General features: G+C 51.9%; 27 protein-coding genes. 16 read left to right on the plus strand and 11 right to left on the minus strand.

All coding sequences use genetic code 11. The features are described from left to right. Positions 1-77 precede the first annotated feature (77 nt). On the plus strand, positions 78-617 hold the full coding sequence (locus P1U47_RS09040; protein WP_301028448.1) for a DinB family protein: 540 nt from the start codon (positions 78-80) through the stop codon (positions 615-617). Between the two features lie 134 nt (positions 618-751). Further along, the gene (locus P1U47_RS09045) at positions 752-1,249 is read left to right on the plus strand and encodes a hypothetical protein (RefSeq protein ID WP_301028449.1); all 498 of its coding nucleotides are present in this window, start codon (positions 752-754) and stop codon (positions 1,247-1,249) included. Positions 1,250-1,290: 41 nt separating this feature from the next. Here P1U47_RS09045 and P1U47_RS09050 read toward each other — a convergent pair whose 3' ends face one another. Continuing rightward, positions 1,291-2,571: an MATE family efflux transporter gene (locus tag P1U47_RS09050; protein ID WP_301028451.1), complete on the minus strand. Its 1,281-nt coding sequence runs from the start codon at positions 2,569-2,571 to the stop codon at positions 1,291-1,293. A gap of 596 nt (positions 2,572-3,167) precedes the next feature. On the opposite strand from P1U47_RS09050, the gene coxB reads away from it, so the two are divergent. Genes coxB through P1U47_RS09070 form a run of 4 tightly spaced genes read left to right on the plus strand, consistent with a single transcriptional unit; the run spans position 3,168 to position 7,506 of the window. After that, the gene (gene coxB / locus P1U47_RS09055) at positions 3,168-4,325 is read left to right on the plus strand and encodes a cytochrome c oxidase subunit II (protein ID WP_301028453.1); all 1,158 of its coding nucleotides are present in this window, start codon (positions 3,168-3,170) and stop codon (positions 4,323-4,325) included. A gap of 11 nt (positions 4,326-4,336) precedes the next feature. Then, a complete protein-coding gene (ctaD, locus tag P1U47_RS09060; protein WP_301028455.1) occupies positions 4,337-5,896 on the plus strand; it encodes a cytochrome c oxidase subunit I in 1,560 nt (519 codons plus the stop codon). Positions 5,897-5,911: 15 nt separating this feature from the next. Continuing rightward, on the plus strand, positions 5,912-6,481 hold the full coding sequence (locus tag P1U47_RS09065; protein WP_301028457.1) for a cytochrome c oxidase assembly protein: 570 nt from the start codon (positions 5,912-5,914) through the stop codon (positions 6,479-6,481). A gap of 41 nt (positions 6,482-6,522) precedes the next feature. After that, positions 6,523-7,506: a cytochrome c oxidase subunit 3 gene (locus P1U47_RS09070; RefSeq protein WP_301028458.1), complete on the plus strand. Its 984-nt coding sequence runs from the start codon at positions 6,523-6,525 to the stop codon at positions 7,504-7,506. Positions 7,507-7,607: 101 nt separating this feature from the next. Here P1U47_RS09070 and P1U47_RS09075 read toward each other — a convergent pair whose 3' ends face one another. Further along, the gene (locus tag P1U47_RS09075) at positions 7,608-7,859 is read right to left on the minus strand and encodes a DUF2909 domain-containing protein (RefSeq protein WP_301028459.1); all 252 of its coding nucleotides are present in this window, start codon (positions 7,857-7,859) and stop codon (positions 7,608-7,610) included. A 53-nt stretch (positions 7,860-7,912) separates the two neighbouring features. Between P1U47_RS09075 and P1U47_RS09080 the strand changes: the two genes are divergently transcribed. Genes P1U47_RS09080 through P1U47_RS09100 form a run of 5 tightly spaced genes read left to right on the plus strand, consistent with a single transcriptional unit; the run spans position 7,913 to position 11,949 of the window. After that, complete coding sequence (locus P1U47_RS09080; RefSeq protein WP_301028461.1) at positions 7,913-8,659, plus strand: SURF1 family protein; 747 nt, start codon at positions 7,913-7,915, stop codon at positions 8,657-8,659. Then, entirely contained in the window at positions 8,659-9,279 is a 621-nt protein-coding gene (locus P1U47_RS09085) for a hypothetical protein (protein ID WP_301028463.1), read from the plus strand. Before P1U47_RS09080 ends, P1U47_RS09085 begins: the two co-directional genes overlap by 1 nt. 41 nt (positions 9,280-9,320) lie before the next feature. Next, positions 9,321-10,370 carry a heme A synthase gene (locus tag P1U47_RS09090; protein ID WP_301028465.1) on the plus strand — a complete coding sequence of 350 codons (1,050 nt, stop codon included), beginning with the start codon at positions 9,321-9,323 and terminating at the stop codon, positions 10,368-10,370. Beyond that, positions 10,367-11,275, plus strand: coding sequence for a heme o synthase (cyoE, locus tag P1U47_RS09095; protein WP_301028466.1), 909 nt, complete (start codon positions 10,367-10,369; stop codon positions 11,273-11,275). The genes P1U47_RS09090 and cyoE overlap by 4 nt, the downstream gene beginning before the upstream one ends. Then, positions 11,275-11,949, plus strand: a complete 675-nt coding sequence (locus P1U47_RS09100; protein ID WP_301028467.1) for an SCO family protein — start codon at positions 11,275-11,277, stop codon at positions 11,947-11,949. The genes cyoE and P1U47_RS09100 overlap by 1 nt, the downstream gene beginning before the upstream one ends. A 36-nt stretch (positions 11,950-11,985) precedes the next feature. Here the strand turns inward: P1U47_RS09100 and P1U47_RS09105 are convergent, their stop codons facing one another. Genes P1U47_RS09105 through P1U47_RS09115 form a run of 3 tightly spaced genes read right to left on the minus strand, consistent with a single transcriptional unit; the run spans position 11,986 to position 14,018 of the window. Beyond that, the gene (locus P1U47_RS09105) at positions 11,986-12,780 is read right to left on the minus strand and encodes a metal ABC transporter permease (protein WP_301028468.1); all 795 of its coding nucleotides are present in this window, start codon (positions 12,778-12,780) and stop codon (positions 11,986-11,988) included. Continuing rightward, a complete protein-coding gene (gene znuC, locus P1U47_RS09110; protein ID WP_301028469.1) occupies positions 12,773-13,528 on the minus strand; it encodes a zinc ABC transporter ATP-binding protein ZnuC in 756 nt (251 codons plus the stop codon). Before znuC ends, P1U47_RS09105 begins: the two co-directional genes overlap by 8 nt. After that, positions 13,521-14,018 carry a Fur family transcriptional regulator gene (locus P1U47_RS09115; RefSeq protein WP_301028470.1) on the minus strand — a complete coding sequence of 166 codons (498 nt, stop codon included), beginning with the start codon at positions 14,016-14,018 and terminating at the stop codon, positions 13,521-13,523. Before P1U47_RS09115 ends, znuC begins: the two co-directional genes overlap by 8 nt. A gap of 85 nt (positions 14,019-14,103) precedes the next feature. Here P1U47_RS09115 and P1U47_RS09120 point away from each other — a divergent pair, with 85 nt between their 5' ends. Then, a complete protein-coding gene (locus P1U47_RS09120) occupies positions 14,104-14,934 on the plus strand; it encodes a metal ABC transporter substrate-binding protein (protein ID WP_301028471.1) in 831 nt (276 codons plus the stop codon). A 38-nt stretch (positions 14,935-14,972) separates the two neighbouring features. On the opposite strand, the gene P1U47_RS09125 is transcribed toward P1U47_RS09120, so the two are convergent. Further along, complete coding sequence (locus P1U47_RS09125) at positions 14,973-15,236, minus strand: hypothetical protein (protein ID WP_301028472.1); 264 nt, start codon at positions 15,234-15,236, stop codon at positions 14,973-14,975. Between the two features lie 253 nt (positions 15,237-15,489). On the opposite strand from P1U47_RS09125, the gene polA reads away from it, so the two are divergent. After that, positions 15,490-18,306: a DNA polymerase I gene (polA, locus tag P1U47_RS09130; RefSeq protein WP_301028473.1), complete on the plus strand. Its 2,817-nt coding sequence runs from the start codon at positions 15,490-15,492 to the stop codon at positions 18,304-18,306. Between the two features lie 166 nt (positions 18,307-18,472). Here polA and yihA read toward each other — a convergent pair whose 3' ends face one another. Continuing rightward, positions 18,473-19,162 (minus strand): ribosome biogenesis GTP-binding protein YihA/YsxC, encoded by a 690-nt coding sequence (yihA, locus tag P1U47_RS09135; RefSeq protein ID WP_301028475.1) that lies wholly within the window; start codon positions 19,160-19,162, stop codon positions 18,473-18,475. A 138-nt stretch (positions 19,163-19,300) separates the two neighbouring features. Between yihA and P1U47_RS09140 the strand changes: the two genes are divergently transcribed. The 3 genes from P1U47_RS09140 (at position 19,301) to P1U47_RS09150 (ending at position 21,158) form a co-directional block, all read left to right on the plus strand. Beyond that, positions 19,301-19,603, plus strand: coding sequence for a c-type cytochrome (locus P1U47_RS09140; RefSeq protein ID WP_301028476.1), 303 nt, complete (start codon positions 19,301-19,303; stop codon positions 19,601-19,603). Positions 19,604-19,660: 57 nt separating this feature from the next. After that, positions 19,661-20,287, plus strand: coding sequence for a cytochrome c4 (locus P1U47_RS09145; protein ID WP_301028477.1), 627 nt, complete (start codon positions 19,661-19,663; stop codon positions 20,285-20,287). A gap of 172 nt (positions 20,288-20,459) precedes the next feature. Then, complete coding sequence (locus P1U47_RS09150) at positions 20,460-21,158, plus strand: thiol:disulfide interchange protein DsbA/DsbL (protein WP_301028479.1); 699 nt, start codon at positions 20,460-20,462, stop codon at positions 21,156-21,158. A 64-nt stretch (positions 21,159-21,222) separates the two neighbouring features. On the opposite strand, the gene P1U47_RS09155 is transcribed toward P1U47_RS09150, so the two are convergent. From P1U47_RS09155 to phrB, 4 genes are all read right to left on the minus strand, one after another. Continuing rightward, entirely contained in the window at positions 21,223-22,287 is a 1,065-nt protein-coding gene (locus tag P1U47_RS09155) for an alpha-L-glutamate ligase-like protein (RefSeq protein WP_301028481.1), read from the minus strand. Beyond that, positions 22,287-23,822, minus strand: coding sequence for an inactive transglutaminase family protein (locus P1U47_RS09160; protein WP_301028483.1), 1,536 nt, complete (start codon positions 23,820-23,822; stop codon positions 22,287-22,289). The genes P1U47_RS09155 and P1U47_RS09160 overlap by 1 nt, the downstream gene beginning before the upstream one ends. Further along, complete coding sequence (locus tag P1U47_RS09165) at positions 23,819-24,376, minus strand: RimK/LysX family protein (RefSeq protein WP_301028484.1); 558 nt, start codon at positions 24,374-24,376, stop codon at positions 23,819-23,821. The genes P1U47_RS09160 and P1U47_RS09165 overlap by 4 nt, the downstream gene beginning before the upstream one ends. Positions 24,377-24,489: 113 nt before the next feature. After that, entirely contained in the window at positions 24,490-25,860 is a 1,371-nt protein-coding gene (gene phrB, locus P1U47_RS09170; RefSeq protein ID WP_301028485.1) for a deoxyribodipyrimidine photo-lyase, read from the minus strand. Position 25,861 lies beyond the last annotated feature (1 nt).

Here is a 25,861-nt window from a genome sequence, read left to right on the forward strand (position 1 = left end):
ACGAGTAGTTAAAAGCCGCGACCTTATTGCTAGGGCTTGGTCTTAACGGTGTGATTACATGGGTGGAGAGAACGGTCATGAGTCGTCAGCAGCAGTTTGCATTAATGGGCCGGTATAACCGCGATATGAACCAGCGTCTGTTTGCCGCTGCCAGCAAGCTTGAAGATAGCCAGCTGCGCAGTAATATGGGCGCGTTTTTTCAGTCGATATTGGGCACCCTCAACCATCTCTATGTGGCCGATGTGATGTGGGTGAAACGGTTTGCGGCAGGGCCATTTGCAGGAGCAAGTTGTTTAGATGGCGTGACCGCAATAGCGAAGCCCACGGCCTTAAATCAAATGATCTATGCAGATTTGGATGCCTTCCTGCCCGCCCGCAAAAGTCTAGACGTAATGATTTGCAGCTGGACCGAGGCTTTACAGGAGCTAGATTTAGATCGCCCGTTTACCTATAAAAACAGCAAAGACGCTGATTTTTGCAAACCCTTTGGCTTGGTTCTGCAGCACTTCTTTAATCATCAAACCCACCATCGGGGGCAATTGACTACTCTGCTCAGTCAGCAGGGGGTGGATGTTGGCATTACTGATTTACTGCTGTGGATAGATGAAGTGCCTTAGTGCCTGCGCTAAGTTCAGCAGAATTGTCCTGTGCTTCATGCCTTGCTAATAAAGATACTTTATAATGTTTGCTCGTGCCGTTAGGTCTATAGAGCTTGCGGCGATGTACCTCATCTTCATAATAATGGACGTATATGAAAGGAATCACTCCCCACTCGTTAGCGATTATATTCGCCGTTCTCGCGCTGCCCGCCACCGCAGAAATTGAATCTATTCAAAATGCTGGGCTTTACTTGGGTGCGAAAGCAGGAAAGATAGCAATTGACGTTGCTGAAATTGAAGACCCTAGCGCGAAAGGCCTGCTTCTCGGCTATAACTTTGGCCATATCGCCGTGGAGTTGGAGCGGAACGCCGCGGACGAGGCCGATTATGGCGGTGCACGACCCTTAGACTATGATACAACCGCTGTCTACGCGGCCTACCGGAGCTCGGGTGTGGCGTATGTCAAATTGCGTGGCGGCCTATTGCGTGAAACGCTTAACGATAATCAGGGCTCGACAGTTTCAGAGAACGGCCTGTCGGCGGGTGTTGGCGGCGGTATTCGATTGTCAAATTTGGCCATCGAAGCGGAATTTACGGTTTTGGATCAAGACGCCAATTTGTTTAGCTTGGGCCTGATTTTCAACTTTTGATAATGGCGCTGCTTGTCTGTGCTTAGTCTTGTCATAGGCCCTTAGGCAAGGTTTTCGCTCATGGCAGAAAGTGGCTTCAATATAGCGGTTTTAAATAATAGGCCCAAACTCACACTGCGGGCCAGATTAAACGCGCAGAAGCTCAGCCATAGGCCGTGATTGCCAAGCTCTTTGCTCAGCAGCCACACCGGCAGATAAATCAGGATAACACTGGCTAACATGGTCCACTGCATTGCCTCGGTTTTGAGGGCGCCAATAAATACGCCGTCTAATAAATAGCTGGGCGCGCACAGCAGTGGTAGCACGATCAACCAAACATAATGGCCGCTGGCAATGTTGCGCACTGCCGCGATATCGGTCATTAGGTTTAAGATTTGCCCTTCCCCAAGCCATAGCAGCAGGCTGGCACCCAGCGCGGTAGCGAGGCAGTAGCGGGTGCAGCACACAACGATTTTTAGCAGTGCATCGCGCCGGCCTTGAGCAAAGGCTTCGCCAATAAGGGCTTCGGCGGCGTGGGCAAAACCATCCATGCCGTAGGCGCTAACCAGCATCAGTTGCAGCAAGATGGCGTTAGCGGCCAGCGTGGCTTGGCCAAAGCTAGCGCCTTGGGCGGTAAAAAACGCAAAGCTAAATAGCAGCGCCGCAGTGCGAATAAAGAGGTGCACATTGCTATTGAGGAGCTGTTTAAGCGCGGGACCATATTGCCAGCTGCGGCGCAGGCCGTGGCCGAGAGTTGCTATTAGGGCGTCGCGCACCGCCCACAGACCAATCGCGAGCCCGCAATACTCGCTGATGGCGCTGGCGAGTGCGGCGCCGTCGCTGCTCATGTCGAGGCCAACAATAAACACATAGTCCAGTGCGATGTTCACGCCATTGGTGGCCACGGCAATAATCAGCGGCCAGCGAGTTTGCTGGCGCCCAATTAGCCAGCCAACAATGACATAGGTGCACAGCACCGCTGGGGCGCTAAACAGGCGGATGTGCAAATAGCTTTGGGCGAGCTCAATTAGTGAGGCTGGGGTGTTCATCAGTCGCAGGCCGATATTGCTCAGTGCAATGCCTCCCAGCCCAATAAATGCGGCAATGAGCAAACTGAGGGCGGCGGCCTTCACTAGTAGGGCGTTGGCGTCTTGGGGTTTGTGGAGGAGCTGAGCGCTGGCGCCAGTAGTGCCCATACGCAAAAAGCCAAAGCCCCAATAAAGAAAGGCCAATAGGCTGGTACTGATCGCCACTGCGCTCAAATAACGGCTGTCGCTGAGGTGCCCTAGAATGGCGGTGTCGACCAATCCCAATAAAGGCACAGACAAATTTGCCAATATCATTGGCCACGCCAGTGCCCAGACGCGAGCGGCGGTCGCAGTTTGCGGTTCTGGTTTGGTATCTACCTGCATTGTGATTGGTGTGAGCCTGTTTAGACGGTAATTCGGCGCTGGGCTGGGCTGCAGAGCAAGTGCGTCGTGCTTGCTTGGCTCTCAGTTTGCGAAGAAGCGAAGCTACAGCGCACAATAATAGGGCTAAGTCTGGGCGAGTTTACAATTACTAACAATTAGTTTTTTGTCTATATCTAGTGGTTTGCGCGCGGCTTGGGCACTTTAGTTAGTATTGTAACGGTTATTTAACGCGCAAGAAGCCCGCAGTCGCTAGGCTTTAGTGTTCAGCGCAGTAGCGCTGGTGTATTCATCGGGTTTATAATTGCGGCGTTTTGTCGCACCCAAAGCGGTCCTAGCGGGTTTGCGCTACACAAATTAATAGATAAACGTCTAAATTCGACCTCCAGAGGCCGGCTAGGTGGCGTTTATCTATGCTTGTTTAAGAGTGTAATTTAACGATTGCGTTCCATAGCGGGGTAAAGTTTGTGTGTTGCAGCTGCAGATTTAGCGGCGGGGTCTTTATTCAACTATACATGGAGACACGGGAGATGTATTTACAAGCGAGACGGCTGTTAAAGCTGGCGCTTAGTCCTGTGCTAATGCTGCTAAGCCTCTTTAGTACCGGCGCATGGGCCGAAACGGGCGCGCGTTGGCAAACTAATATGACCCCTGGAATCACCGAGGTTGGTCATAAAATTTACGATTTGCATATGTGGGTTTTCTACGTCTGCGTCGTAACTGGGATTTTGGTTTTTGGTGTGATGTTTTACTCGGTATTTGCCTACCGTAAAGACCGCCACCCAGAGCCAGCGACTTTCCACGAGAACACCAAGGTGGAAATCGTTTGGACTATCGTGCCGTTTTTGATCCTGTTGATCATGGTGGTTCCTGCCACTAAGACACTGATCGAAATTTACGACACCGATGATGCCGAGCTCGATATCCTCATCACTGGCTACCAGTGGAAGTGGAAATACGAATACATCAATCCAACCGGCGACAATGTTAGCTTCTTCTCGAATTTGCTAACCGACGGTGCAGAAATTGCTAACACTGAAGAAAAAGGCTCTAACTACCTGTTAGAAGTCGATGAGCCAGTGGTTATCCCCGTCAATAAGAAGGTTCGCTTCTTAGTGACTGCCAATGACGTATTGCACGCATGGTGGGTACCTGCACTGGCTGTTAAGCGCGATGCAATTCCTGGTTTCATCAACGAAGCGTGGACGAAAGCGACTGAAACCGGTGTATACCGTGGCCAGTGCGCAGAGCTATGCGGCCGCAATCACGGCTTTATGCCGATTGTTGTAAATGTGGTTGAAGAGCCTGAATACAACGCTTGGCTGGCTGAAAAGCAAGCTGCCGCTGCCGAAATCAAAGCGCTGATGGCGAAAGATTTCAGCTTGGATGAGTTGGTTGCTCGCGGTAAGAATGTTTACACCAGCAGCTGTTCAGCTTGTCACGGCGCCAATGGCGAAGGTGGTGTTGGTAAGGCAATTGCAGGTAGCCCAATAGCAACAGGTCCTTTGAAAGGGCATATGGAAGTTGCTGTTCATGGCGTATCTGGCACGGCTATGCCAGCGTTTGGTAGTCAGCTTAACGAAGTTGATCTCGCTGCGGTTATCACTTACCAGCGCAACTCGTTTGGCAACAACATGGGCGACATGTTGCAGCCAGTTGACATTTACAAATTCAAGAAAGGTCAGTAGGGGGATACACCATGGGTGCTCATCACGGACCTGCTAAAGGTTTAACTCGGTGGTTATTTACCACCAACCACAAAGACATCGGTACGATGTACTTGTGGTTCAGCTTTGCGATGTTCCTGCTTGGCGGCTCGTTCGCCATGATTATTCGCGCTGAATTGTTCCAGCCTGGCTTGCAAATTGTGCAGCCAGAGTTCTTTAACCAGATGACGACCATGCACGGTCTTGTCATGGTCTTCGGTGCCATCATGCCTGCCTTCGTTGGCTTGGCTAACTGGATGATTCCGCTGATGATTGGCGCGCCAGATATGGCTCTGCCACGGATGAACAACTGGAGCTTCTGGATACTGCCACCAACATTTTTGCTGTTGGCATCTACCCTGTTGATGGATGGCGGCGGTCCTAACTTCGGGTGGACGTTCTACGCGCCATTGTCGACGACGTATGCGCCACCGAGCGTGACCTTCTTTATATTTGCGGTTCACGCCATGGGTATATCGTCGATCATGGGTTCCATTAACATCATTGCTACTGTTGTAAACATGCGCGCGCCGGGCATGACTTACATGAAGATGCCAATGTTTGTGTGGACGTGGTTGATCACTGCCTTCTTGCTGGTTGCGGTTATGCCCGTTCTAGCCGGTGCAGTCACCATGATGTTGATGGATATTCACTTCGGCACCAGCTTCTTCTCTGCCGCTGGTGGCGGTGACCCAGTATTGTTCCAGCACGTGTTCTGGTTCTTTGGTCACCCTGAAGTTTACATCATCATTCTGCCTGCTTTTGGTGTGGTATCTGAAGTTATTCCGACCTTCTCGCGCAAGCCGCTGTTCGGTTATGACTCCATGGTTTACGCAACATCGTCAATCGCCTTCCTGTCGTTCATCGTATGGGCTCACCATATGTATACGGTCGGTATGCCGATTGCTGGCGAACTGTTCTTTATGTACGCCACGATGCTGATTGCGGTACCTACTGCGGCTAAAGTATTCAACTGGGTAACTACCATGTTCAAGGGTTCGATCACTCTTGAAACGCCCATGTTGTTCGCGATTGCCAAGGTGTTCTTGTTCACCGTTGGTGGTTTCTCTGGTCTGATGCTGGCAATTGCACCTGCTGACTTCCAGTACCACGACAGCTACTTTGTTGTTGCCCACTTCCACTACACCATGGTTGCTGGTGCGATCTTCGCGCTGTCTTCTGCTGTGTACTACTGGATTCCAAAGTGGACCGGCAAAATGTATAACGAGACCATGGGTAAGACCCATTTCTGGATCTCGTTCATCGGCTTTAACCTGACCTTCTTCCCGCAGCACTTTGTGGGTCTGGCCGGTATGCCGCGTCGTATCCCTGATTACAACCTGATGTTTGCCGACTTCAATATGATGTCGTCCATTGGTGCGTTTATCTACGGCTCTAGCCAGCTGCTGTTCTTGTTCAATATTGTTAGAACAATTACTCATGGCAAGCCAGTGACTGACGCTAAAGTTTGGGAAGGTGGTACAACTCTGGAATGGACAGTGCCAACGCCTGCGCCATACCACACCTTCACTACACCGCCAGAAGTGAAATAAAGAGGCTCGTGTAACATGACGCAAACGACAGACAAAAACATTGCTAAACTCAGTATTAAGTTACTGGGTTTGGTAGTAGTGATGTTTGCCTTTGCCATGTGGGTGATGCCCCCGCTTTACAATGCACTTTGTGAGGTGTTGGGCATCAACGGTAAAACCGGCCAGCAATACACGGTTGTAGATAGTCAGATCGATACAAACCGTACCGTTAAGGTGCAGTTTGTTGCGCAAAATAATGAAGCAATGCCTTGGAAATTTGCACCTAACACCAGCCAAGTTGAGGTTCACCCCGGTGAATCTGCACACGTAACGTATTATGCAAAGAACACGCAGGATCGTTACATGGTGTCACAGGCGATTCCCAGCATTGTTCCGTCCCGCGCCGCTGAATATTTTCATAAAACCGAATGCTTTTGCTTTAACCAGCAGCCGCTGGCAGCAGGAGCCGACGCCGATTTGGCGTTGCAATTTATTGTTGATCGCGATTTACCAGAAGATATCCATGTGATTACCTTGTCCTACACGATATTTGATGTAACCGAGATGGCGGCAAAACAGGATTCTGTTGCGGCGGCGTCTAAATAAGTAAGAGAGTTTTTCTCTAGCGAGAAAATGGAGACTTAACAATGGCAGGTCAAAGCAAAACCGGGTACGAAACATATTACGTACCCGACAGTAGTAAGCTTGCTGTAAGTGCGACGATAGGCATGGTTACCACCGTTTATGGTGCAGCCAGCTTTATCAACGACAACAGCTACCGCCCCGGTGAAGAAACTAATTCCAGCTTTATATTATTTGTTGGTTTAGCTTGGCTCGCCGCGACGTTGTTCACGTGGTTTAGCATCACCATTAAGGAAAACCGCGCTGGCATGAACAGTGCGCAGCTCAAGCACTCTTATGTGCTGGGTATGCAGTGGTTTATCTTCTCGGAAGTGATGTTCTTTGGCGCTTTCTTCGGCGCGCTGTTCTATATCCGCAATTTGTCTGGCCCTTGGTTGGCGGGTGAAGGTGCGGCTGGTGCAATGAATGGTATGTTGTGGCCTGGCTTTGAATATAACTGGCCGATGCTGACCACGCCTCAGGATGCTATTGGCGGTGTTCAGGCTCAGGCTGCTGCTGGTCATTTGGCAAATAATGGTGAATTTACCGGTGCTGAAAAGCACTTGTCTTTCCCTGGTTTTGCCCACATTGCCCACTGGTTGCCGTTGTATAACACCATCATACTGTTAGCTTCGAGCTTTACCTGTCACATTGCCCACGTGGCAATGAAGAAGAATGACCGCAAGAAGTTCAACGTGTGGTTGTTTATCACGGTAGCGATGGGTTGCACCTTCCTGTACTTGCAGTACATGGAATACCACGAAGCCCTGTTTGAATACGGCATTCACCTGAACAGCGGTGTTTACGGTACTACCTTCTTCATGTTGACTGGTTTCCACGGTTTCCACGTGGCAATGGGTACCTTCATGCTGTTGGTGCAATGGTTGCGCTCAACCAGCAAAGGTCACTTTAGTGCAAACGACCAGTTTGGCTTTGAAGCCTCGTCTTGGTACTGGCACTTTGTTGACGTGGTTTGGGTCTTCCTATTCCTGTTTGTCTACATCCTCTAAGCACTCGCTGCTGACGAGACGGTGATACTGGCCGCTAAGGTCTATTTGCAATGCAAATAGACCTTAGCGGCCATTTGTTTACACGGCATTGCTGCCGCGGCTCAGGGCGCTTCTTGCAGCTCTTGGTTTGACTTCATGTAGCGTTGATCCCATGGAGCTTTAGACTCCAGTTTGCCGGAGTAAAACCCATAAACTATAAAGCCCATTAGCAATACGGCCAGCACTAGGCGGACGCTCAGTGACTGCCAAGTGCGCATGGTTTTTCCTTGATCTTGAATGAGGAAAAACAAGCCGCTAAACAGGCTAATCACTAGTCCTACGAACAGTACAACGATGACAACTTTTAACCACATGTTGGCGATTCTCCATAATAGTTCGCCGCAGTATACACAATAGGATTTGAAAAATGCGGCCTTCGCACAGCAGATTCAAATGGCAGTTTGACTGGAAGTCGCTGCTGGTGATTGTGCTGATTTTGCCGATTCTCCTTAGTTTGGGCTTCTGGCAGCTGCGTCGCGCCGACGAGAAGGCCGCATTACTGGCTAATTTTGAGCAGCGCCGAAATTTTGCGCCAGTGGCTATCACTGGCTTGGCGGAATACCCAAATTACCTGCCAGTATTTGCTCTTGGCGAGTTTGATGCCCAGCGTTATTGGTTATTAGATAATCGTATTTCTCATGGCCGATTCGGATATGAGATAATGGCGGTTTTTACCTTAGTGGATGGCCGTGAGTTGTTGGTTAATCGGGGTTGGGTTGCGGGCGATGCCTCGCGCCAGATTTTACCTGCGGTAGTGGTGCCAAGCGGTACCGTGCAAATTATCGGCGAGTTATACCGCAATACCGAGAAAGCCTTTAGCTTGGGCGCCGAGCCGGTGGCGGCAGCTTGGCCACGTCGCCAGCAGTGGTTAGATCTTGACGATCTTGGTGGTGAATTTCCGGACTTGCTGCCCACCACCTTACAGCTTGCAGCAGACAGTGTCGGCGCCTTTGAAATTGAGCGGATGGTCGTTAACGTGACGCCCGCCAAACATACCGGTTACGCAGTGCAGTGGTTCGCGATGGCGATTGCGCTGGGGATAATATTTATTTTTCGCAATAGCAATTTAGGCGAGTGGCTTAAGCGAAGTAAAAGCAATGAGAGCAACGAGTAATGACAATACCGAGTGACAATAAGCGTAGTAAAAAACTGCTAACCATAATTTTGGCAATTCCAATTGCCGTGATTCTGCTGTCCAGTGCGGTTTTTTACCTTGCCAAGCAAGACATTATTTCTTTCACCACGGTGAATCGGGGCACCTTGATTAATCCGCCTATGCAGCTTGGTGATTTGCACCCGCTACGCCGCGACGGTGGCGAATTTCTGTTTAATCGCGCCGAATCCCGCTGGGTGTTTATGGTTGTTGGTGGCCGCGAATGTCGGGATGCCTGCGAACGAATGCTTTATCTCACGCGCCAGACTCACACTGCAATGGGTAAAAAATTAGATCGAGTGGAGCGTATTTATCTCGCGGTAGACGGACCGCTGTCGCCAGCGCTGCGTGATTTTCTCGAAGCTGAACACAGTGACATGACGGTGTTGCAGGCTGATGGCTCGGCCTTTTTAAAGAATCTAAAAAATCTTGAAATAAACCCCTTTGATTCAAGTACATTTTACGTCGTCGATCCGATGGGCTGGGTGATGATGTATTATCGCGCCGCCGATATGGAGCAGCTCACCCTGACGACCTTGGGCAAGGACGTCCTGAAAGATACGGGGCGCCTGATTAAATAGTTGGCGCGAACTATGTGTTAGAAAACAGACGGTATTGAACGATGGCTCTATTTAATACAGCAGCACAGCGTAAAGCAGGATTTCGGCTCACCTTTATCTCTTGCATTATTGCGGTAATTGTCTTGGCAATGGGCGTGTTTACCCGCCTTGCCGACGCTGGCTTGGGTTGCCCAGACTGGCCGACTTGCTACGGTCATATTATGTGGCCGAGTGCTGATCACGAAGTGGCAAGGGCTAACGAAGCCTTTCCAGACATGCCGGTAGAACACGATAAAACTTGGCCGGAAATGATCCATCGCTATTTGGCATCGAGTTTGGGCTTGTTAACGATCGGGATTGTTATTTTCTCGCTGCGCAAACGCAGTCCAGAGCAGCCCCTGAAACTGCCTATTTTCATTTTGGCCTTTATTATTTTACAAGGCATGTTCGGAATGTGGACGGTCACCTTAAAGCTGTGGCCGCAGGTGGTGACCTCGCATTTGCTTGGCGGCTTTACCACCTTGAGTTTATTGTGGTTGCTAACGCTCAGATTGAATAATCAACACTGGCAAGTTCCGGCGATTAGCGAAGTAAAGTTGAAAGCCTTAAAGCCGTTAGTGTTGCTCGGGCTAGTCATCGTGATTTGCCAGATTGCCCTTGGCGGTTGGACCACTTCAAATTACGCCGCCATTGCCTGCCCCGATTTTCCGCAGTGCCAAGGCGCATGGCTGCCCACCATGAATTTTGCCGACGGCTTTAATATTGGTCAGCATATTGGCCCTAATTACTTGGGCGGCACTATGGATAATGCCGCGCGGGTCGCTATTCATTTTAGCCACCGCATTGGCGCCATGGTGACCGGCCTGTATTTATTGTTTTTATTTTTTAAATTGCGCCAACTCAATATTGCACCCGCACGCAAAGCGGCTGGGGCGATGATCGCGATTTTGGCGCTGCAAATTGGTTTAGGTATTAGCAATATTGCGTTTAGCTTCCCGATTGATGTCGCTGTTGCTCACAATCTTGTTGGTGCGTTTTTATTGCTCAGCCAAGTAACAATTTGTTATTTGGTCTTAACAACGGCGGTAATCCGCGGGGGAGTTCGGGTATGACACAGCCACAGTTGGCGGCAAACTGGCGGGATTATTACGAACTCTGTAAACCCAATGTGGTTTTACTGATGTTGCTAACCTCGGTGATTGGCATGTTTATGTCGGTGCCTGGAATGGTGCCGTGGAATGCCTTGATTTTTGGTAATCTCGGTATTGCATTATGTGCGGGGGCAGCCGCCGCAATTAATCATTTGGTCGACAGCCGCATTGATTTGGTCATGGCGCGTACCCACAATCGGCCAATTGCTCAAGGTCGAGTTACTAACCGCAATGCCGCTATCTTTGCCGCAATTATCGGCAGTGCCGGTATGGCGATTTTGCTTATTTTAGTTAACCCACTTACCGCGTGGCTGACCCTTGCCTCCCTGCTTGGCTATGCGGTGGTTTATACCCTGTATTTGAAGCGTGCTACGCCACAAAATATTGTGATCGGCGGCATTGCCGGTGCCGCGCCACCGCTATTGGGTTGGACTGCAGTAACCAATGAAATTCATGGTCACGCCCTGCTGTTGGTGTTAATTATTTTTATTTGGACGCCACCGCATTTTTGGGCCTTGGCAATTCATCGCCGCGACGATTACGCCAAGGTTGATATTCCGATGTTGCCGGTTACCCATGGCATTGCCTACACTAAATTGCATACCCTGCTCTACACCATTTTATTGTTTGTGGTTACCTTGTTGCCCTTCGCAACAGGCATGAGCGGTTCCTTGTATTTACTTGGCGCGGTTTGTTTGGGCGCAGGCTTTCTGTATTGGTCTATCGTTTTGTTGCGGGGCAAAAATCCAAAAGCGCCAATGGCCACCTTCAAATACTCCATTATCTATTTAATGGCACTATTTATGATAATGCTGTTAGACCATTATTTATTACCAGCAATGACTATTTTTGAGGTTGAAGTTTAATGACTGATGAAACGCAACATGGCGATTCTGCGGTGGTAGTGCGGCAGCGTGGTATACGTTTGACAGTGCTGGTCATTGTCAGCGTTGCTATTATCTTCGTGGCCGGCTTTTTTTATGCCGCTACGCGTGCGCGGATGATGACCGCCGAGGAGCTTAAATCTCAGGGCGCGTATCTCTACGAAAATCCGCGGATGTTGCCGAATTTTAGCTTGCTCAATGACCGCGGCGAAACCCTGACCCCTACTTCGCTGGAGGGTAAGTGGAATTTGGTGTTTTTCGGATTCACATACTGCCCCGATGTTTGCCCCACTACCCTTGCGCAGCTCAAGGCGTTTTATCAAGAGCTGACGCCAGAGGTGCAAGCAGATACGCAGATTTGGCTGGCCAGTGTTGATCCGGCTCGCGACACTCCAGAGCAATTGCACAGTTATTTGGATTTTTTTCACCCAGCCTTTCGCGGTATTACCGGTGACTTTTTAGAGATTCACCGCTTTGCGACGTCGCTGAATATTCCTTTTACTAAGGTGCCTGGCGGCGGTAGTAATTACCAAGTTGAGCACAGCGCCAATGTGGCCTTGATTAATCCCAAAGGGCACTCGATTGGCTTCTTTAAAGCGCCGCTGGAGATCAGTAAGCTCAAGCGCGCGTATTTGTCGATTCGTGAATACAATTGATCGACACTGCCGCGCAGTTAAGGCCAAATTGTAGGCTTAGCTGCTGCGCCGGTAGCCCGGCGCGAGCTGCCCTAGAATAAATAAGCAGCCCGCCCCCAGCACAATGCTCGGTCCTGCGGGGGTATCCCAGTACCACGCCCCCGCCAATCCACCACATACCGCCAGCGCGCCAACGAGCGCAGCAATGAGCCCCGCTTGTTCTGGGCTGCGCGCTACTCTGGCGGCGGCCGAGGCGGGAATAATAAGCATGGCGGTTATCAATAATACGCCAACAATCTTCATGGCCACGGCAACCGTTGCGGCTACCATTAGCATTAGCAGCAACTTCAAACGTTTCACTGGCAGGCCTTCAATTTCGGCCAGTTCGGCGTGGGCGCAGAGTGCGACGAGCGCTGGCCAGTAGCGCCACAGCAGGCCCAATACCAAGGCGCAGATCAAGGCTAGGTTAATCAGGTCTTCGCGCATAATCGCCAGCAGATCCCCGAATAAAAAAGCGTTGAGATCAAGGCGTTGATTGTCGATAAATGACAGGCACACTAAGCCGAGTGCCAAGCTGCTGTGAGACAGGATGCCCAGCAGGCTATCTAAGGCGATGTCGCGCCACCACTGCAGTGCGAATAATAACCCAGCAATAAACAGGCAGGTGAAGAGCACGCTGTATTGGAGGTTGGCTTGCAGTGCTAGGCCTAGCGCAAGGCCTAACAGCGCGGAGTGCGCGAGCGTGTCGCCGTAGTAGGCCATGCGCTGCCATGTAACCAGTGCACCGAGTGGACCGCAGACGGCGGCGACTAATAGGCCCGCGACTAAGGCGTAGAGTAAAATATCAATCATGTTGGTGATGCTCGCAAACCACGTCGCCGTGAATATCGTGTTGATGGTCGTGATCGTGCTGGTAGAGGGCAACTGCCTCGGCGTGGCGGCGGCCAAACAAGGCGAGATACTCAGGGTCATTGCTGACCTGCTCGGGGTGGCCGTGGCAGCAGATGTGTTGATTGAGGCAGATGACGGTGTCGGTTTGCGCCATAACCCAGTGTAAATCGTGGGAGACCATGAGCACCGCGCAGCCCAGCTCGTCGCGCAGGGCATTAATCAGCTCGTATAATTCGGTTTGACCACTTATATCCACGCCTTGCGCGGGTTCATCGAGTACCAGTAAATCTGGGCTGCTAAGCAAGGCGCGGCTGAGGAGTACACGCTGGGTTTCGCCGCCAGAAATATCGTGCAGAGGTCGGTCTCGCAAATGGCTGATGCCGGTTCGCGCCAGTGCGGTGTCGATTTGGCTGCGCTTGGGTTTGGCCATGGCTAAAAACCGCGCGACACTCAGTGGCATCAAGGGGTTGAGGGTGAGCTTTTGGGGCATATAGCCAATGCGTAGGCCGGGGCGGCGATAAATACTGCCGCTGTCGGCTTTGCTTAAGCCAAGCGCAACTTTTATTAAGGTGCTTTTACCTGCGCCATTGGGGCCGATAATAGTCATGATCTGCTTGGCGTTGAGGCTCAGGCTGATGTCATTGAGCAAGCTCTGCTGTTGGTGCTTGAGTGAAACATTGTGCAGGCTCAGCAGTGGCGAATCAGTCATGCTGCGCTTCTCCCTGGTGCTCTTTTAGACATTGGGCGCAGCAGCCAACTACTTCTACACTGGCGGTATCGATCGTAAATGCCTGTTGGGCAGCGGCGGCGGCAATGGCTGGATTGATCAGTTTGGCGTCTAATTCGGTGGCGATTTGGCAGTGCCTACAAATCAGGAAATGGCCCTGATGAGCGTCGCCAGGGTCACTGCAGCCGACAAAGGCGTTAAGTGATGCAATGCGGTGAACAAGGCCGTTATCGAGCAAAAAATCCAAGGCGCGGTATACGGTGGGTGGCGCTGGCCGGCGAATAGATTCTTTTGCTAGCTCCTCAAGAATGGTATAAGCCCCTACCGGCTGATGGTTTGCCCACACGGTTGTTAGCACTAGCTCGCGAATGCGCGTGAACCGGAGATCGCGCCGCTGGCAGAGTTCACGGGCGCGAAGCAGTGCGTCGTCAATGCAGTGTTGATGGTTATGTTGGTGGCTAATATTGTGCATCACCTTGGGGCGTCCGAGCAGTTTTCATAATAATATAATGTTATAATATTGCATTAGCGCATATGTAAACAATGGGGAAATTTGCTTGAAAGCAATAATATTGGGATTGGTGGTGGCTTGGATGCTCGGAAATACGGCGTGGGCAGGCGATAAACCGGTGATCTTAACCAGTATTATGCCCCTGCAGTTGCTGGTGCGCGATATTGCTGGCGACGCTGTGACGGTTGATTTGTTGGCGCCTGCAAATGTTTCGCCTCACGACTTTCAGCTTCGTCCTTCGGATATGCAGCGCCTGCGCAGTGCCGATTTGGTGTTGTGGGTTGGGCCCGCTATGGAAGGCTATTTGGAAAAAGCGGTGGCAGGGCAAGATAATGCGGTGGCGCTTTTTCCTGCGCTGAGTTTGGATGAGGATCCTCATGTGTGGATGGACGGCGAGCAGGTGCAGAATATTTCGCGACGCATCGCTCGGTTGTTGTCTGATCGCATGCCAACCCGTGGCGCCTTTTTTCACGCTAATGCGGCGCGGTTTAGCACTGAGTTTCGGCAGTACGACAAACAGTTGCAGCTTGAGATAAGCCGAGTGGGTAATCGTCCCTATCTATTACTACACGATGGATTTAGCCGCTTTGAGCGCCATTTTGGTTTGGCTGAGGCCGAGGTGGTTATGCCCGCCTCAGATCGTCTGCCTGGTGCTCGGCATATTGTGCGGTTGCGCGCGCGCCTGCAGGCGGCGGAGTTTGCTTGTGTTTTTAGGGAGCCGCAGTATCCCGCAGCCATGCTAAACGCATTAACCTCGGGTTTAGATGTTCCGGTAATAGAAATTGACCCGCTTGGTGTGGGCATGATGAAGGCTGACGGTTTTCTTAGCTTATACCGTCAGCTGGGTCAGGCTTTTTTGAAGTGCTTTGCTGCATAGGGTTTGGCGTTGGCCGCGAGGCCTTGTTGCCGCCATCCTCATTTGGCGCTGATTAGCACGCGTTGGCTAATTTGAGCGTCGAGCTCCACATTCAGTGTAGCTGATACGACATCCAGGTTTTTTTCTAAAAAGCGATCGGCTGAGTGTTGTGAAACATACTCGGCTTTGTGCTCCTGTGGCTGGGTGTCTGTGCTGGTGTTGAACGCCAATACCAGCGACTGATTCGCACCTACTTCCGGTTCGGCAGCAGTCGCCATAGTACTGGCAACCAAGATTAAGATTGCGCTGGTAAGTTTGTTCATTTCCGTTTCTCCTCTAATCAGCTGAGCCGTGTTTTGCTCAACACAAGGTAAAGGGTTACCTTGTGTTACGTAATGTAACACAGTAAGTCTAGAAGTCTCCTTAATTTTCGGTAACCTTTGGGTAATGTGGCGTTCACTCTGGGTAGTTGATGTGATAAACGGTAACACTTCGGTTTGGCTGGCTTGGAATATTTTGCCGCAGAGGCTCGTGTTACACTCTCTGCTTCCCATAACTACGCGTTAACTCATCACTATGACTGCAATAAAGCCCCTGATTCTGGTTGACGGTTCGTCTTATCTTTACCGCGCCTTCCATGCCCTGCCGCCTCTGAATACCTCAAAGGGGCAGCCCACGGGCGCAATTAAGGGGGTGATTAGTATGTTGCGGCGCTTGCAAAAGGATTATCCCGACAGTCCAATTGCGGTGGTGTTTGATGCCAAGGGTAAAACTTTTCGCGACGATATTTACAGTCTATACAAAGCCCAGCGCCCGCCGATGCCCGATGATCTGCGCAGTCAGATAGAGCCAATTAACGCGATTGTGGATGCCATGGGCTTGCCGCGACTGGTCATTGATGGGGTTGAGGCCGACGATGTGATTGGCACCCTCGCTGCGCAGGCTGGCCAAGAGCGCCCAGTGCTGGTCTCTACCGGCGACAAAGACATGGCGCAGCTGGTGAATAGCCACGTCACCTTGGTGAATACCATGACCGACACGGTGATGGATGTGGCGGGGGTTGAGGAGAAGTTTGGTATTCCGCCCGAGCTGATTGTCGATTTTCTCGCCCTGATGGGCGATAAAGTCGACAATATTCCCGGTGTTGCCGGTGTGGGTGAGAAAACCGCGCTTGCCCTGATTCAGGCCTTGGGTGGGGTCAGCAGTATTTATGAGAATATCGACAAAGTGGCTGATTTGCCGATTCGCGGTGCCAAGGGTGTGGCAAAGAAGCTGGCCGACAGTCGCGACAATGCGCTGTTGTCTTATACTTTGGCTACCATTAAGTGTGATGTGCCGCTAAACGTAGGTGTGCCCGAGTTGCTGCCAACGGCGCCGGATAACGAACGCTTACTGACGCTATTTAAAGAATATGAGTTTAAGACTTGGGTGGAAGAGTTGAGTCGCGCCGAGCGCAGCGATGCAATTGCGGCCGCGTCCGACCAAGCGGAGCCCTCTTTTGCGCTGCAACAGCAGCAGACCGATTCGCAAGCGGCGGCAGCCGCCGAGCCTAGCTTAGAGGTGGCGCCAGCGCCGCCACTGGCGGATTCCAGCTACCAGTTAATCCTGAGCAAGACCGATTTTGATTTATGGTTGCTTAAGCTGCGGGGGGCGTCGATCTTCGCCTTTGACACGGAAACTACTAGTTTGAATTATATGCAGGCGCGGGTAGTGGGGGTGTCTTTTGCGGTAGCGGCTGGCGAAGCGGCCTACCTGCCCTTTGGTCACGATTATCTTGATGTGCCAGATCAGCTGGATGAGGCCTATGTACTGGCCGAGCTCAAGCCGCTACTCGAAGACCCTGATGTGAAAAAGGTGGGGCAAAACCTTAAGTACGACGCCAATGTCTTGCTTAATCATGGTATTAGCCTGCGCGGCATTCACGACGACACCATGCTTGCCTCATATGTGCTGGATTCCACCGGCAGCCGCCACGACATGGATACCTTGGCACTGAAGTATTTAGACCACACCACTATTCACTTTGAAGACATTGCGGGCAAGGGTGCCAAGCAAATCACCTTTAATCAGATTGCCCTCGAGCAGGCAGGCCCCTACGCGGCCGAGGATGCCGATGTTACTTTGCGTTTATATCAGGTTTTGCTGCCGAAGCTGGAGCAGCACGCCGGTTTGTTGGCGGTCTATCGCAATATTGAAGTGCCTCTGGTGCCGGTGTTGTCACGTATTGAGCGCAATGGCGCCTATGTCGATCGGGACTTGTTGGGCAAGCAGAGCCACGAGCTAGGCTTGAAAATGCAGGCCCTTGAGCTGCAGGCCTATGAGCTGGCGGGTGGCGAGTTTAATTTGGCCTCGCCCAAGCAGCTCGGTGAGATCCTGTTTGAGCGTTTGCAAATTCCAGTCACTAAAAAAACGCCGAAAGGGGCGCCCTCTACCGCCGAAGAAGTTTTGGTGGAGCTGGCTCACGACTACCCGCTGCCCAAAGTAATACTTGAGCACCGAGGTATGGCTAAGCTTAAGTCGACCTATACCGATAAGCTGCCGACCTTGATCGACCCCAAAACCGGCCGCATCCATACCTCTTACCATCAGGCGGTTGCTGCGACAGGGCGTTTGTCGTCCTCTGATCCCAATTTGCAGAATATTCCAATTCGCAGCGCTGAGGGGCGGCGCATTCGTCAGGCCTTTATTGCGCCGCCTGGCTATGTGATTTTAGCTGCGGATTACTCGCAAATTGAATTGCGCATAATGGCCCATTTGTCGGGAGATCGCGGCTTAATTGACGCTTTTTCTCGGGGCGAAGATATTCATCGCGCCACCGCTGCCGAGGTTTTTGGGGTGAGTCCCGCCGAGGTTAGCGACGAGCAGCGCCGCAATGCCAAGGCGATAAACTTTGGTTTGATCTACGGTATGTCGGCTTTTGGCCTAGCGCGGCAGTTGCACCTAGGGCGCAAAGAGGCTCAGCAATATATCGATCTGTATTTTGAGCGCTACCCTGGGGTATTGCGCTATATGGACGAAACTCGGGTGCTGGCATCTGAAAATGGCTATGTCGAAACTTTATTTGGGCGTCGCCTGCATCTGCCTGAAATCAATGCCCGCAACGGCATGCGTCGCCAGGCGGCAGAGCGCACCGCAATTAACGCGCCTATGCAGGGTTCGGCAGCAGACATTATTAAGCGGGCGATGATCTCTGTAGATCAATATTTGAGCAGTAGTGCCGTGGACGCGCGCATGATTATGCAGGTTCACGATGAATTGGTGTTAGAAGTGGCGCCAGCGGTGTTAGAGGTGGTTCAGGCCGAGGTGGTACGCCTGATGATGGCCGCCGCGGCGCTTGCGGTGCCGCTGGAAGTGGGGGTTGGGGTTGGCGCAAATTGGGATGAGGCGCATTAACTTTACAGCGCGGGGTTTGCGAAATTAGAAAACTAGGTCTAAAGTCTAATTGCCGTCTTCGTGAAGTGCTTGAGGATGGCGCCCGCGTTGGAGACTTGTCTCCCCCTGGCTCCAATAGGAGTAGGATTGCCCGGTGACTTGAGTCCGCCGGGCTTTTTTGCGGGATTTATTTTGGGCTTTCGTCTTCATCGCTGCTAATGGGCGTGCCGTCGTCGTCAAGATAGCTGACGTTGACCATATTGACGGTATCCAGCCACTCGTCGAGCTTATTGCGCAACTCTTGCAGGCCGTCACCATTGGGTGCAGAAAATAGCTGCACGCTAATTAAATCGCCGTATTCGGCAAGGCTCTTGCGTACCATTAATAAGGTGGCAGTGGCCGGCCCGCGTTTTAATTTGTCTGATTTGGTCAATAAAATGTGCATAGGCATGCTGCTTTTGGTGGCCCAGCGCACCATTTGCTCGTCGAATTCAGTGAGCGGATGGCGAATATCCATCATCAAAACCATGCCGCGCAAGGATTGACGCTTTTGTAAATAGGCTTCTAAATTGCGCTGCCACTCATTTTTTACCGCTAGGGGCACCTTGGCAAAACCGTAGCCCGGCAGGTCGACTAGGCGCTGGCGGCCGCTGTCGTCCAGCACAAAAAAGTTAAGTAACTGGGTGCGGCCGGGGGTTTTACTGGTTTTTGCCAGCTTCTTGTTTTCGGTTAAGCGGTTGATCGCGCTGGACTTGCCGGCATTGGAGCGGCCTGCAAAGGCAACCTCGGCGCCGCTGTCGTCTGGGCAGTAGGTGAGGTTGGGCGAGCTTTTTAAATAGCTGGCACGGCGGTAGTTCAGGGCTGGGCTTGATGACATAATCGGTCCGGGGGAATTTGCGAAAGCAGCGGCATTTTACGGCAATTATTGGCCCCAGCGCCATGTAGTTGTGTATAATGCCGCAGTTTTTACAATGACTCATCCTGCGCCGCTAAACGGAAAATTGAGAGGTAGATCATGAATAAATGGCTTGTGGCTATACTGCTTTCATTGTCTGGAGTTTCTGCTTTTGCTGCTGAGCAAGCGGTACTGGATCGCTATCAGAAATCTTGTTTTGCCTGCCATGGCTTTGGTGCCAATGGCGCGCCAAAAACAGGCGCTGTCGCCGATTGGGCGCCACGCTTAGAAAAAGGTATGGATACCTTGGTGAAACACGCCACCGACGGTTTTAATGCCATGCCGCCCAAGGGGCTGTGTTTTGATTGCAGCGCCGACGAATTTAAAGCCTTGATCGAATATATGGCTGCACCTCAGTCCTGAGTTGACCGGTCTGAATGAAATTTTGCACAGAATTATCTGCTTAAAGAGTACGTAACAATGAATAAAACCGTATTAGTGATGTTTGCTTCCCTAATGTTTGCTGGCGCAGCCATGGCCGTAGACGGAAATCCCGCCGCGGGTAAAGCCAAGGCGGCAGCCTGCGCGGCGTGTCACGGTGCTGACGGCAATAGCGCGGCGCCCACCTTCCCTAAGTTGGCAGGTCAGGGTGAGCGCTATTTAGTTAAGCAAATTTCCGACATTAAATCGGGTGCGCGCTCGGTGCCGATGATGGCTGGCCAGCTTGATAATTTGTCTGAGCAAGATATTGCTAATATTGCCGCGTTTTATGCGAGCAAGACGGCGAGTACCGGCCAAGCTGATCCGGCGCTGGCCGAAAAAGGCGCGGCGATTTATCGTGGCGGTATTGCAGACCGCAATATCCCCGCGTGTTCAGCCTGTCATTCCCCTACTGGCAGCGGTATGGCTGCAGCGGGCTTCCCCGCCTTGAGTGGTCAACACGCAGACTACACCGCCACCCAGCTTAAAGCCTTCCGCGCTGCTGCAGATGGCCGCGAAGGTCGCAGCAACGATGGCGATGCGATGGTGATGCGCACAATAGCGTTTAAACTGAGTGATTCAGAAATTGAAGCCGTAGCAAGCTTCATTCAGGGCTTGCATAAGTAAGCGCTGAATAGAAAAAAGGCGGCTTAGGCCGCCTTTTTTATCGCTGTAATTTGTAGCTGCGAAACCATTGCTCGCCGCGGCGGTCAGAATTGGCTTATATATTGAAAAAATAATGATGCCGAGCGTGTCTTTGACTCACATTACCGCATTCGAAAGTATAAAAGGGGGCTCCATGCTTAAGAAAGTCATTTCCTTATTTAGTGTGTTTAGTTTTTTACTACTGGTATCGGCATGTAGCGATGGTGCTGAGCCGGCCAAGCCCGCTGCGCCAGCGGCCAAAGTTGCCGCCGCAGCCAGTGCTGAGAGCGTGGCCAGTAGCGGCGAGCATTACCTGCGCATTGCGCAGCCGGTGCATACTGCAAATCCAGATAAAATCGAAGTGACTGAGGTGTTCTGGTACGGCTGCAGCCACTGCTTTGATTTTGACCCGATGTTAGAAGCGTGGAAAAAGCAGTTGCCAGCAGATGTAGAGTTTCGTCGCTCACCAGCAATGTGGAATGAGTTGATGGTGGTGCACGCCAAAGCCTTCTATACCGCTGAAGCATTGGGCGTGATCGATGAAATGCACACCCCATTATTTAACGCTATTAATGTTGATCGCAACCCGTTGCGTGACAGCGCCGCCATCGAGAAGTTGTTTGTGGCCCATACTAGCGTGGATGCTGAGAAATTTCGCAAAACCTTCGACTCTTTTGGCGTGAACAGCCAAGTGAAGCAGGCCGATGCCCGTGCCAGAGCTTATGGTATTGCCGGTACGCCAGAGTTGATCGTGAATGGTAAATATCGCATAACCGGCCGTTCGGCTGGTGGCAAAGCAGAAATGCTAAAAGTGGCTGAAGAGCTTATTGCCAAGGAGCGCGCTGCCAAATAAGGGTAGCTGCTCTAAAAACCGCTTACTTCCTCGGTGCTATCGCCGGTGGAATTAAGCGGTTTTTTTATGGCTGCTGATTAGTGGCGGTTACATCAGAATTGGCTTCAGTGGGGGCCGCGAACGTCTCGTTATCACTATTCAATGCGCCGAGATTTTGCAGTGGCTGGGCAAATTCACGCTGGCAAAATGCCATGCGCTTGGTCGGATTGGCGGTGGTAATGCCTTTGGCGTTGAGGCGATCAATCTCATCCTCTACCTGTTTGCAGCGCGCCGCTAAGCCGGCATCGTTGGCGATTTGAATGTTGAGGCCGGGTCTGGCGTTCAATTCCAGCATCAGCGGGCCTTGGTCTTTATCCAGTACCATGTCTACGCCGAGATAGCCGAGGCCGGTCAATTCATAGCAGCGAGTGGCGAGCGACATAAAGCCATCCCAGTATGGCAGCTGTACGCCGCGCACGGGGTTGGTGGTGTCTGGGTGCTTATTGATGAGCTTATTGAGCCAAGTGCCATCGAGGGTGATGCCCGTGGCTAAATCGACACCGACGCCGATCGCGCCCTGGTGTAAGTTGGCTTTGCCGCCTGACTGGCGGGTGGGCAGCCGCAACATGGCGAGCAGAGGGTAGCCCTTGAGCACAATAATGCGAATGTCGGGCACGCCCTCATAGCTAATGGCGCTGAAGATGGGGTCTGGTATGACTCGGTACTCGATTAGCGCGCGGTCGCGATGTCCGCCCAGCGAGTAAATTCCCGAGAGAATTCCCGATATGTGAAACTCAATATCTTCGGTGCTTAACAAGCGGCCAGAGGTAGTGCGGTAATAGCCTTCAAATTGATCGGCAATAACCAGAATACCGTCACCGCCTGCGCCTTGTGCGGGTTTAATCACAAAGTCGCTATGCCCTTTAACAATGTCTTTTAACTTGCCGATGCCTTTGTCGGAATCAATAATTCCGTACATGGTCGGCACGTGGATGCCGGCCTTGATGGCGCGCTCCTTGGTTTTGATTTTGTCATCGACCAAGGGGTAGAGATGGCGCTGGTTATAGCGCAATACATAATCTGCATTGCGCTGATTGATGCCCATTACGCCGCGTTGGCGAAGATCTTTCCAAGTGCTGAATAAGGACATTATTGCCTACCCTTGATCATGGCGTTGAAACGGAATAATTCAGTCAGTCGGTAGCCGCGGTAATGGCCGAGAATTAACATGAATGCCATAAATATCAACAGCATACCTGGGAAGGTAAACACGAAATAGGTCCATGCTGGATACGTCATCATAAGGTGGGACAATGTCGCCGCGATAAGGGTGCCAATACCCACTTTGCCGGCGTGCAGGCCACCCCGCTCCTCCCAGACAATCGACATGCGCTCGATCGACATGGTGAGAATAACCATGGGGAACAGGGCGATAGACAGGCCGCGGTCTAGGCCCAAGCGATGGCCGAGTACGCTGATCAAGGCCATGATAATCACCACAAAGGTCAGTACCACCGAGAGTCGGGACAGCAGCTGGAGATGGAGATGCTCTAGATAGGATCGTATCGACAGGCCCAGCGCGGTGATTAAGGTGAATAGAATAATGCCCCACACCACTTGAGTTTCTCGGAACGCAAGGCCGATCAGGACCGGCGTAAAGGTGCCGAGGGTCTCAAGGCCAACTACATTGCGCAATAATAAAATCAGCATTACGCCAATGGGAATCATCAAAATGATTTCAAAGGTTTGCTGGGACTGCAAGGGTAAGTCGTAGAGCGACAGCGCCCAGAATTTGTTCTCTTTTCTCTCGGCAATGGATTGCGCCAAGGTTATGGAATTCATAACTTTTTGGTTGGCAGTGATTTCCACTTTTAAATGGCGGCCACCTTCAACTTTGGCAATGGAGTCGTTGCCGGTCCACCACACCACGCGGTCGTCGGGCAGGCCCTGGGTGCCGGTCTCGGGATTAAAATACAGCCAGCGCTTGCCGTTATAGCTGCGCATCCACAGCTCTGGGCTCTGCGCTACGCCGCTAATTAAACGCAGGGTACGCACTCTTTCTACCGGAATATGCGCTGACGACAGCAGCAGTTCCAGTACCATCGATTTATTGTCTTGGGTGTAATTATTGCCTAGCAATAGTCGGGCATTGTCATTGCTGGGCTCATTGATGAGCTTAATTGCTTCGCGAATAAAAGTTTCTATGTCGGCAGAGTGCTCGCGAATTGGCTTTAACAGAGCCTCCACTGCGACTTTTTCAACACCTTCTAGTTTGGGGCTTTCCTTAAACAGTGGGCCGGGTTCAGACTCGGAGAAGCGCGAATTGCTGCGCTTGGTCAGCATTAGCCGGTAAAACAGTTGTTGCTGGCCTTCGGCGCGGCGGGCCGACCACACTGCTTGACGATTATCGTCGACAGCATCGGTGTTTACCCCGTAGTTTTTAGAGATAAAACTCTCGTTAAGGGTAATGAACTTGCTCCAGCTTGGCGGTACATACATTTGTACTTTGACTGGGGTGTTGTCGCGGGCGCTAAAGGTGAGCTTGGTATCAATTACCCACACCGGTTCCGTGGTGTCGGCAGATACGGGAATATTTAGCACGAAAATCTGCCATGCAGTACTGCCAGCGCCAATCAATAATAGCGCTAGTGCCAGTACCCTGACGTGTAATTTTACGCCCTTCATTCATTGTGCTCCTTGGCGTCTGCTTTTTTGCTGCAGAGGGATTTGTCTAGTAAGTATTTTTTGCTTGGATCCACCAGCGCGCCAAAGGCGGTCAGCGGCTCGGAGCCCACCAGCATCGGCTTTGAAAATTGGCGGCGATCGGCGAGATTTACCTCAACCAAATGCGACTGGCCGCCAACACACAGCGTTAATTCCAGAACTGGGCGGCGAGTGTAATCCTTTTCGTCTTCACCGTAATCAGATGCGCGCCGTTTGATGCGAATGTGTTTGCTCAGTGGCAGGGTAACGGATTTAAGCGTGTTATCTGGCAGTACAAGATCAAAGTGGACAAGGTCATCTTTTTTGCCTTTGCCCTTCTCTACTTTGGCGTTAATTGCGTTGATTGAGGCGCTCTCGGCACCGGTGTCAATTTTCGCCTTATAGCGCACACCTAATTCTTCAATGTACACGTACTCGCTCAGACCAAACACGAGCTGGGGTTCGGCGCTGGCATTGTTGGGGTGGCAAATTAAAATGGCGTTAATCAGTAATAGACTTAGGACAGCAGATCGCACGGTTTCTCCTTTCATTTTATTGTGCTCCGGCAAGCCCCCATAGCATAGTTCACTATCGAGCTGATTAGCCAGCGGCGGCGCTAGCGCGAAGCAATAAAAGTACTTACGGGGGCTTAGTCCCTCGCATCTTGAAAAAGTGCGAGGGTAATATGTCGCATTATTCCGTGATCGACAATCGGTGCCGGATAATTGGCTTGGGTGGGAGGCTGATGGATAGACTTGCCTTGCAGGTGGGCTAGTTCGGGAATAAAACGGCGAATAAAATGGCCGTCTGGGTCAAAGCGCTGCCCCTGGGTGGTGGGATTGAAAATACGAAAATAGGGGGCGGCGTCGGTGCCCGTAGAGGCGGCCCATTGCCAGCCGCCGTTGTTGGCGGCGAAATCGGCGTCGATGAGATTTTCCATAAAGTGGCGCTCTCCCCAGCGCCAGTCGATATGCAGATCTTTGCACAGAAACGAGGCGGTAATCATGCGCAGGCGATTGTGCATCCAGCCGGTGTCGCGCAGCTGCCGCATACCAGCATCGACAATGGGGTAGCCGGTGCGCCCTTCCCGCCAAGCATCAAATAAGCGCTGATCATTGGGCCAGGGAATTCGGTCGGTGTAGGCTTGATAGGCGCGCCCTTTTACCACTTGCGGGAAATGGTAGGCAATATGGCGATAAAACTCGCGCCACAGCAACTCGTTAAGCCACGTGCCAGCGCCAGTTGTAGTGTTCCAAATAGCGTCGCCACACTCCTGCTGTAGGCGTGCTAGACACTGCCTCGCACTGAGTAAGCCGAGTGCCAGAGTGGCGGATAGGCGCGAGGTGTTGTCGAGGTCGGGATAGTCGCGGCTGGCTTGGTAGTCGGCGGCGCGCTCGGTGCAAAAGCTGCGCAATTGCTCGAGTACAGCGGTTTGGCTAACCGGCCAGTCGTCAGATGCGCGCTCTTCGCCAAAAGCAGCGCAGTGGGGGTTGTTGGCGGCGGGGGCTTGGGCGGCGGGCCGGCGCAGGCAGCGAGGGAAATTGGCCATTAGATAATCGCGACTGCGCCGAGAAAATGGGGTGAATACTTTATACGGTTCGCCGTTCGGCTTAGTGACCCGCAGCGGGTTAAGTAGGCTGTCGTCTATTAATTGCAGGGGAATGCCCTGTGAGAGACAGGCGTCGTCGCGCTGTATTTCGTCAATGAGCCACTCGCGGTGAGCGTACACGGTATCGATATTATGTGCTTGGCAATAGTGCGTGAGCTGTCCAGCTATGTCACGGAAATGCCCCGCGTCGATGATGTCAAAAGCGATGCCCAGCTCGCCCAATTGCTGGCCCAGTTCATCCAGTGCGCGTCGCAAAAAATGCCGGCGTATTGGTGCAATGAGGTGTTCGTCTAGCTGCTGGGGACAGAGTAAATACACCCCGCGCACGGTCTCGTGCTCGGCGCAGGCGGCGCTCAATGCTGGGTGGTCTAGGCTGCGTAAGTCGTTGCGAAACCATACTAGTGCGGTCATG

The organism is Zhongshania sp. (genome assembly GCF_029212375.1).
Lineage (GTDB): Bacteria > Pseudomonadota > Gammaproteobacteria > Pseudomonadales > Spongiibacteraceae > Spongiibacter.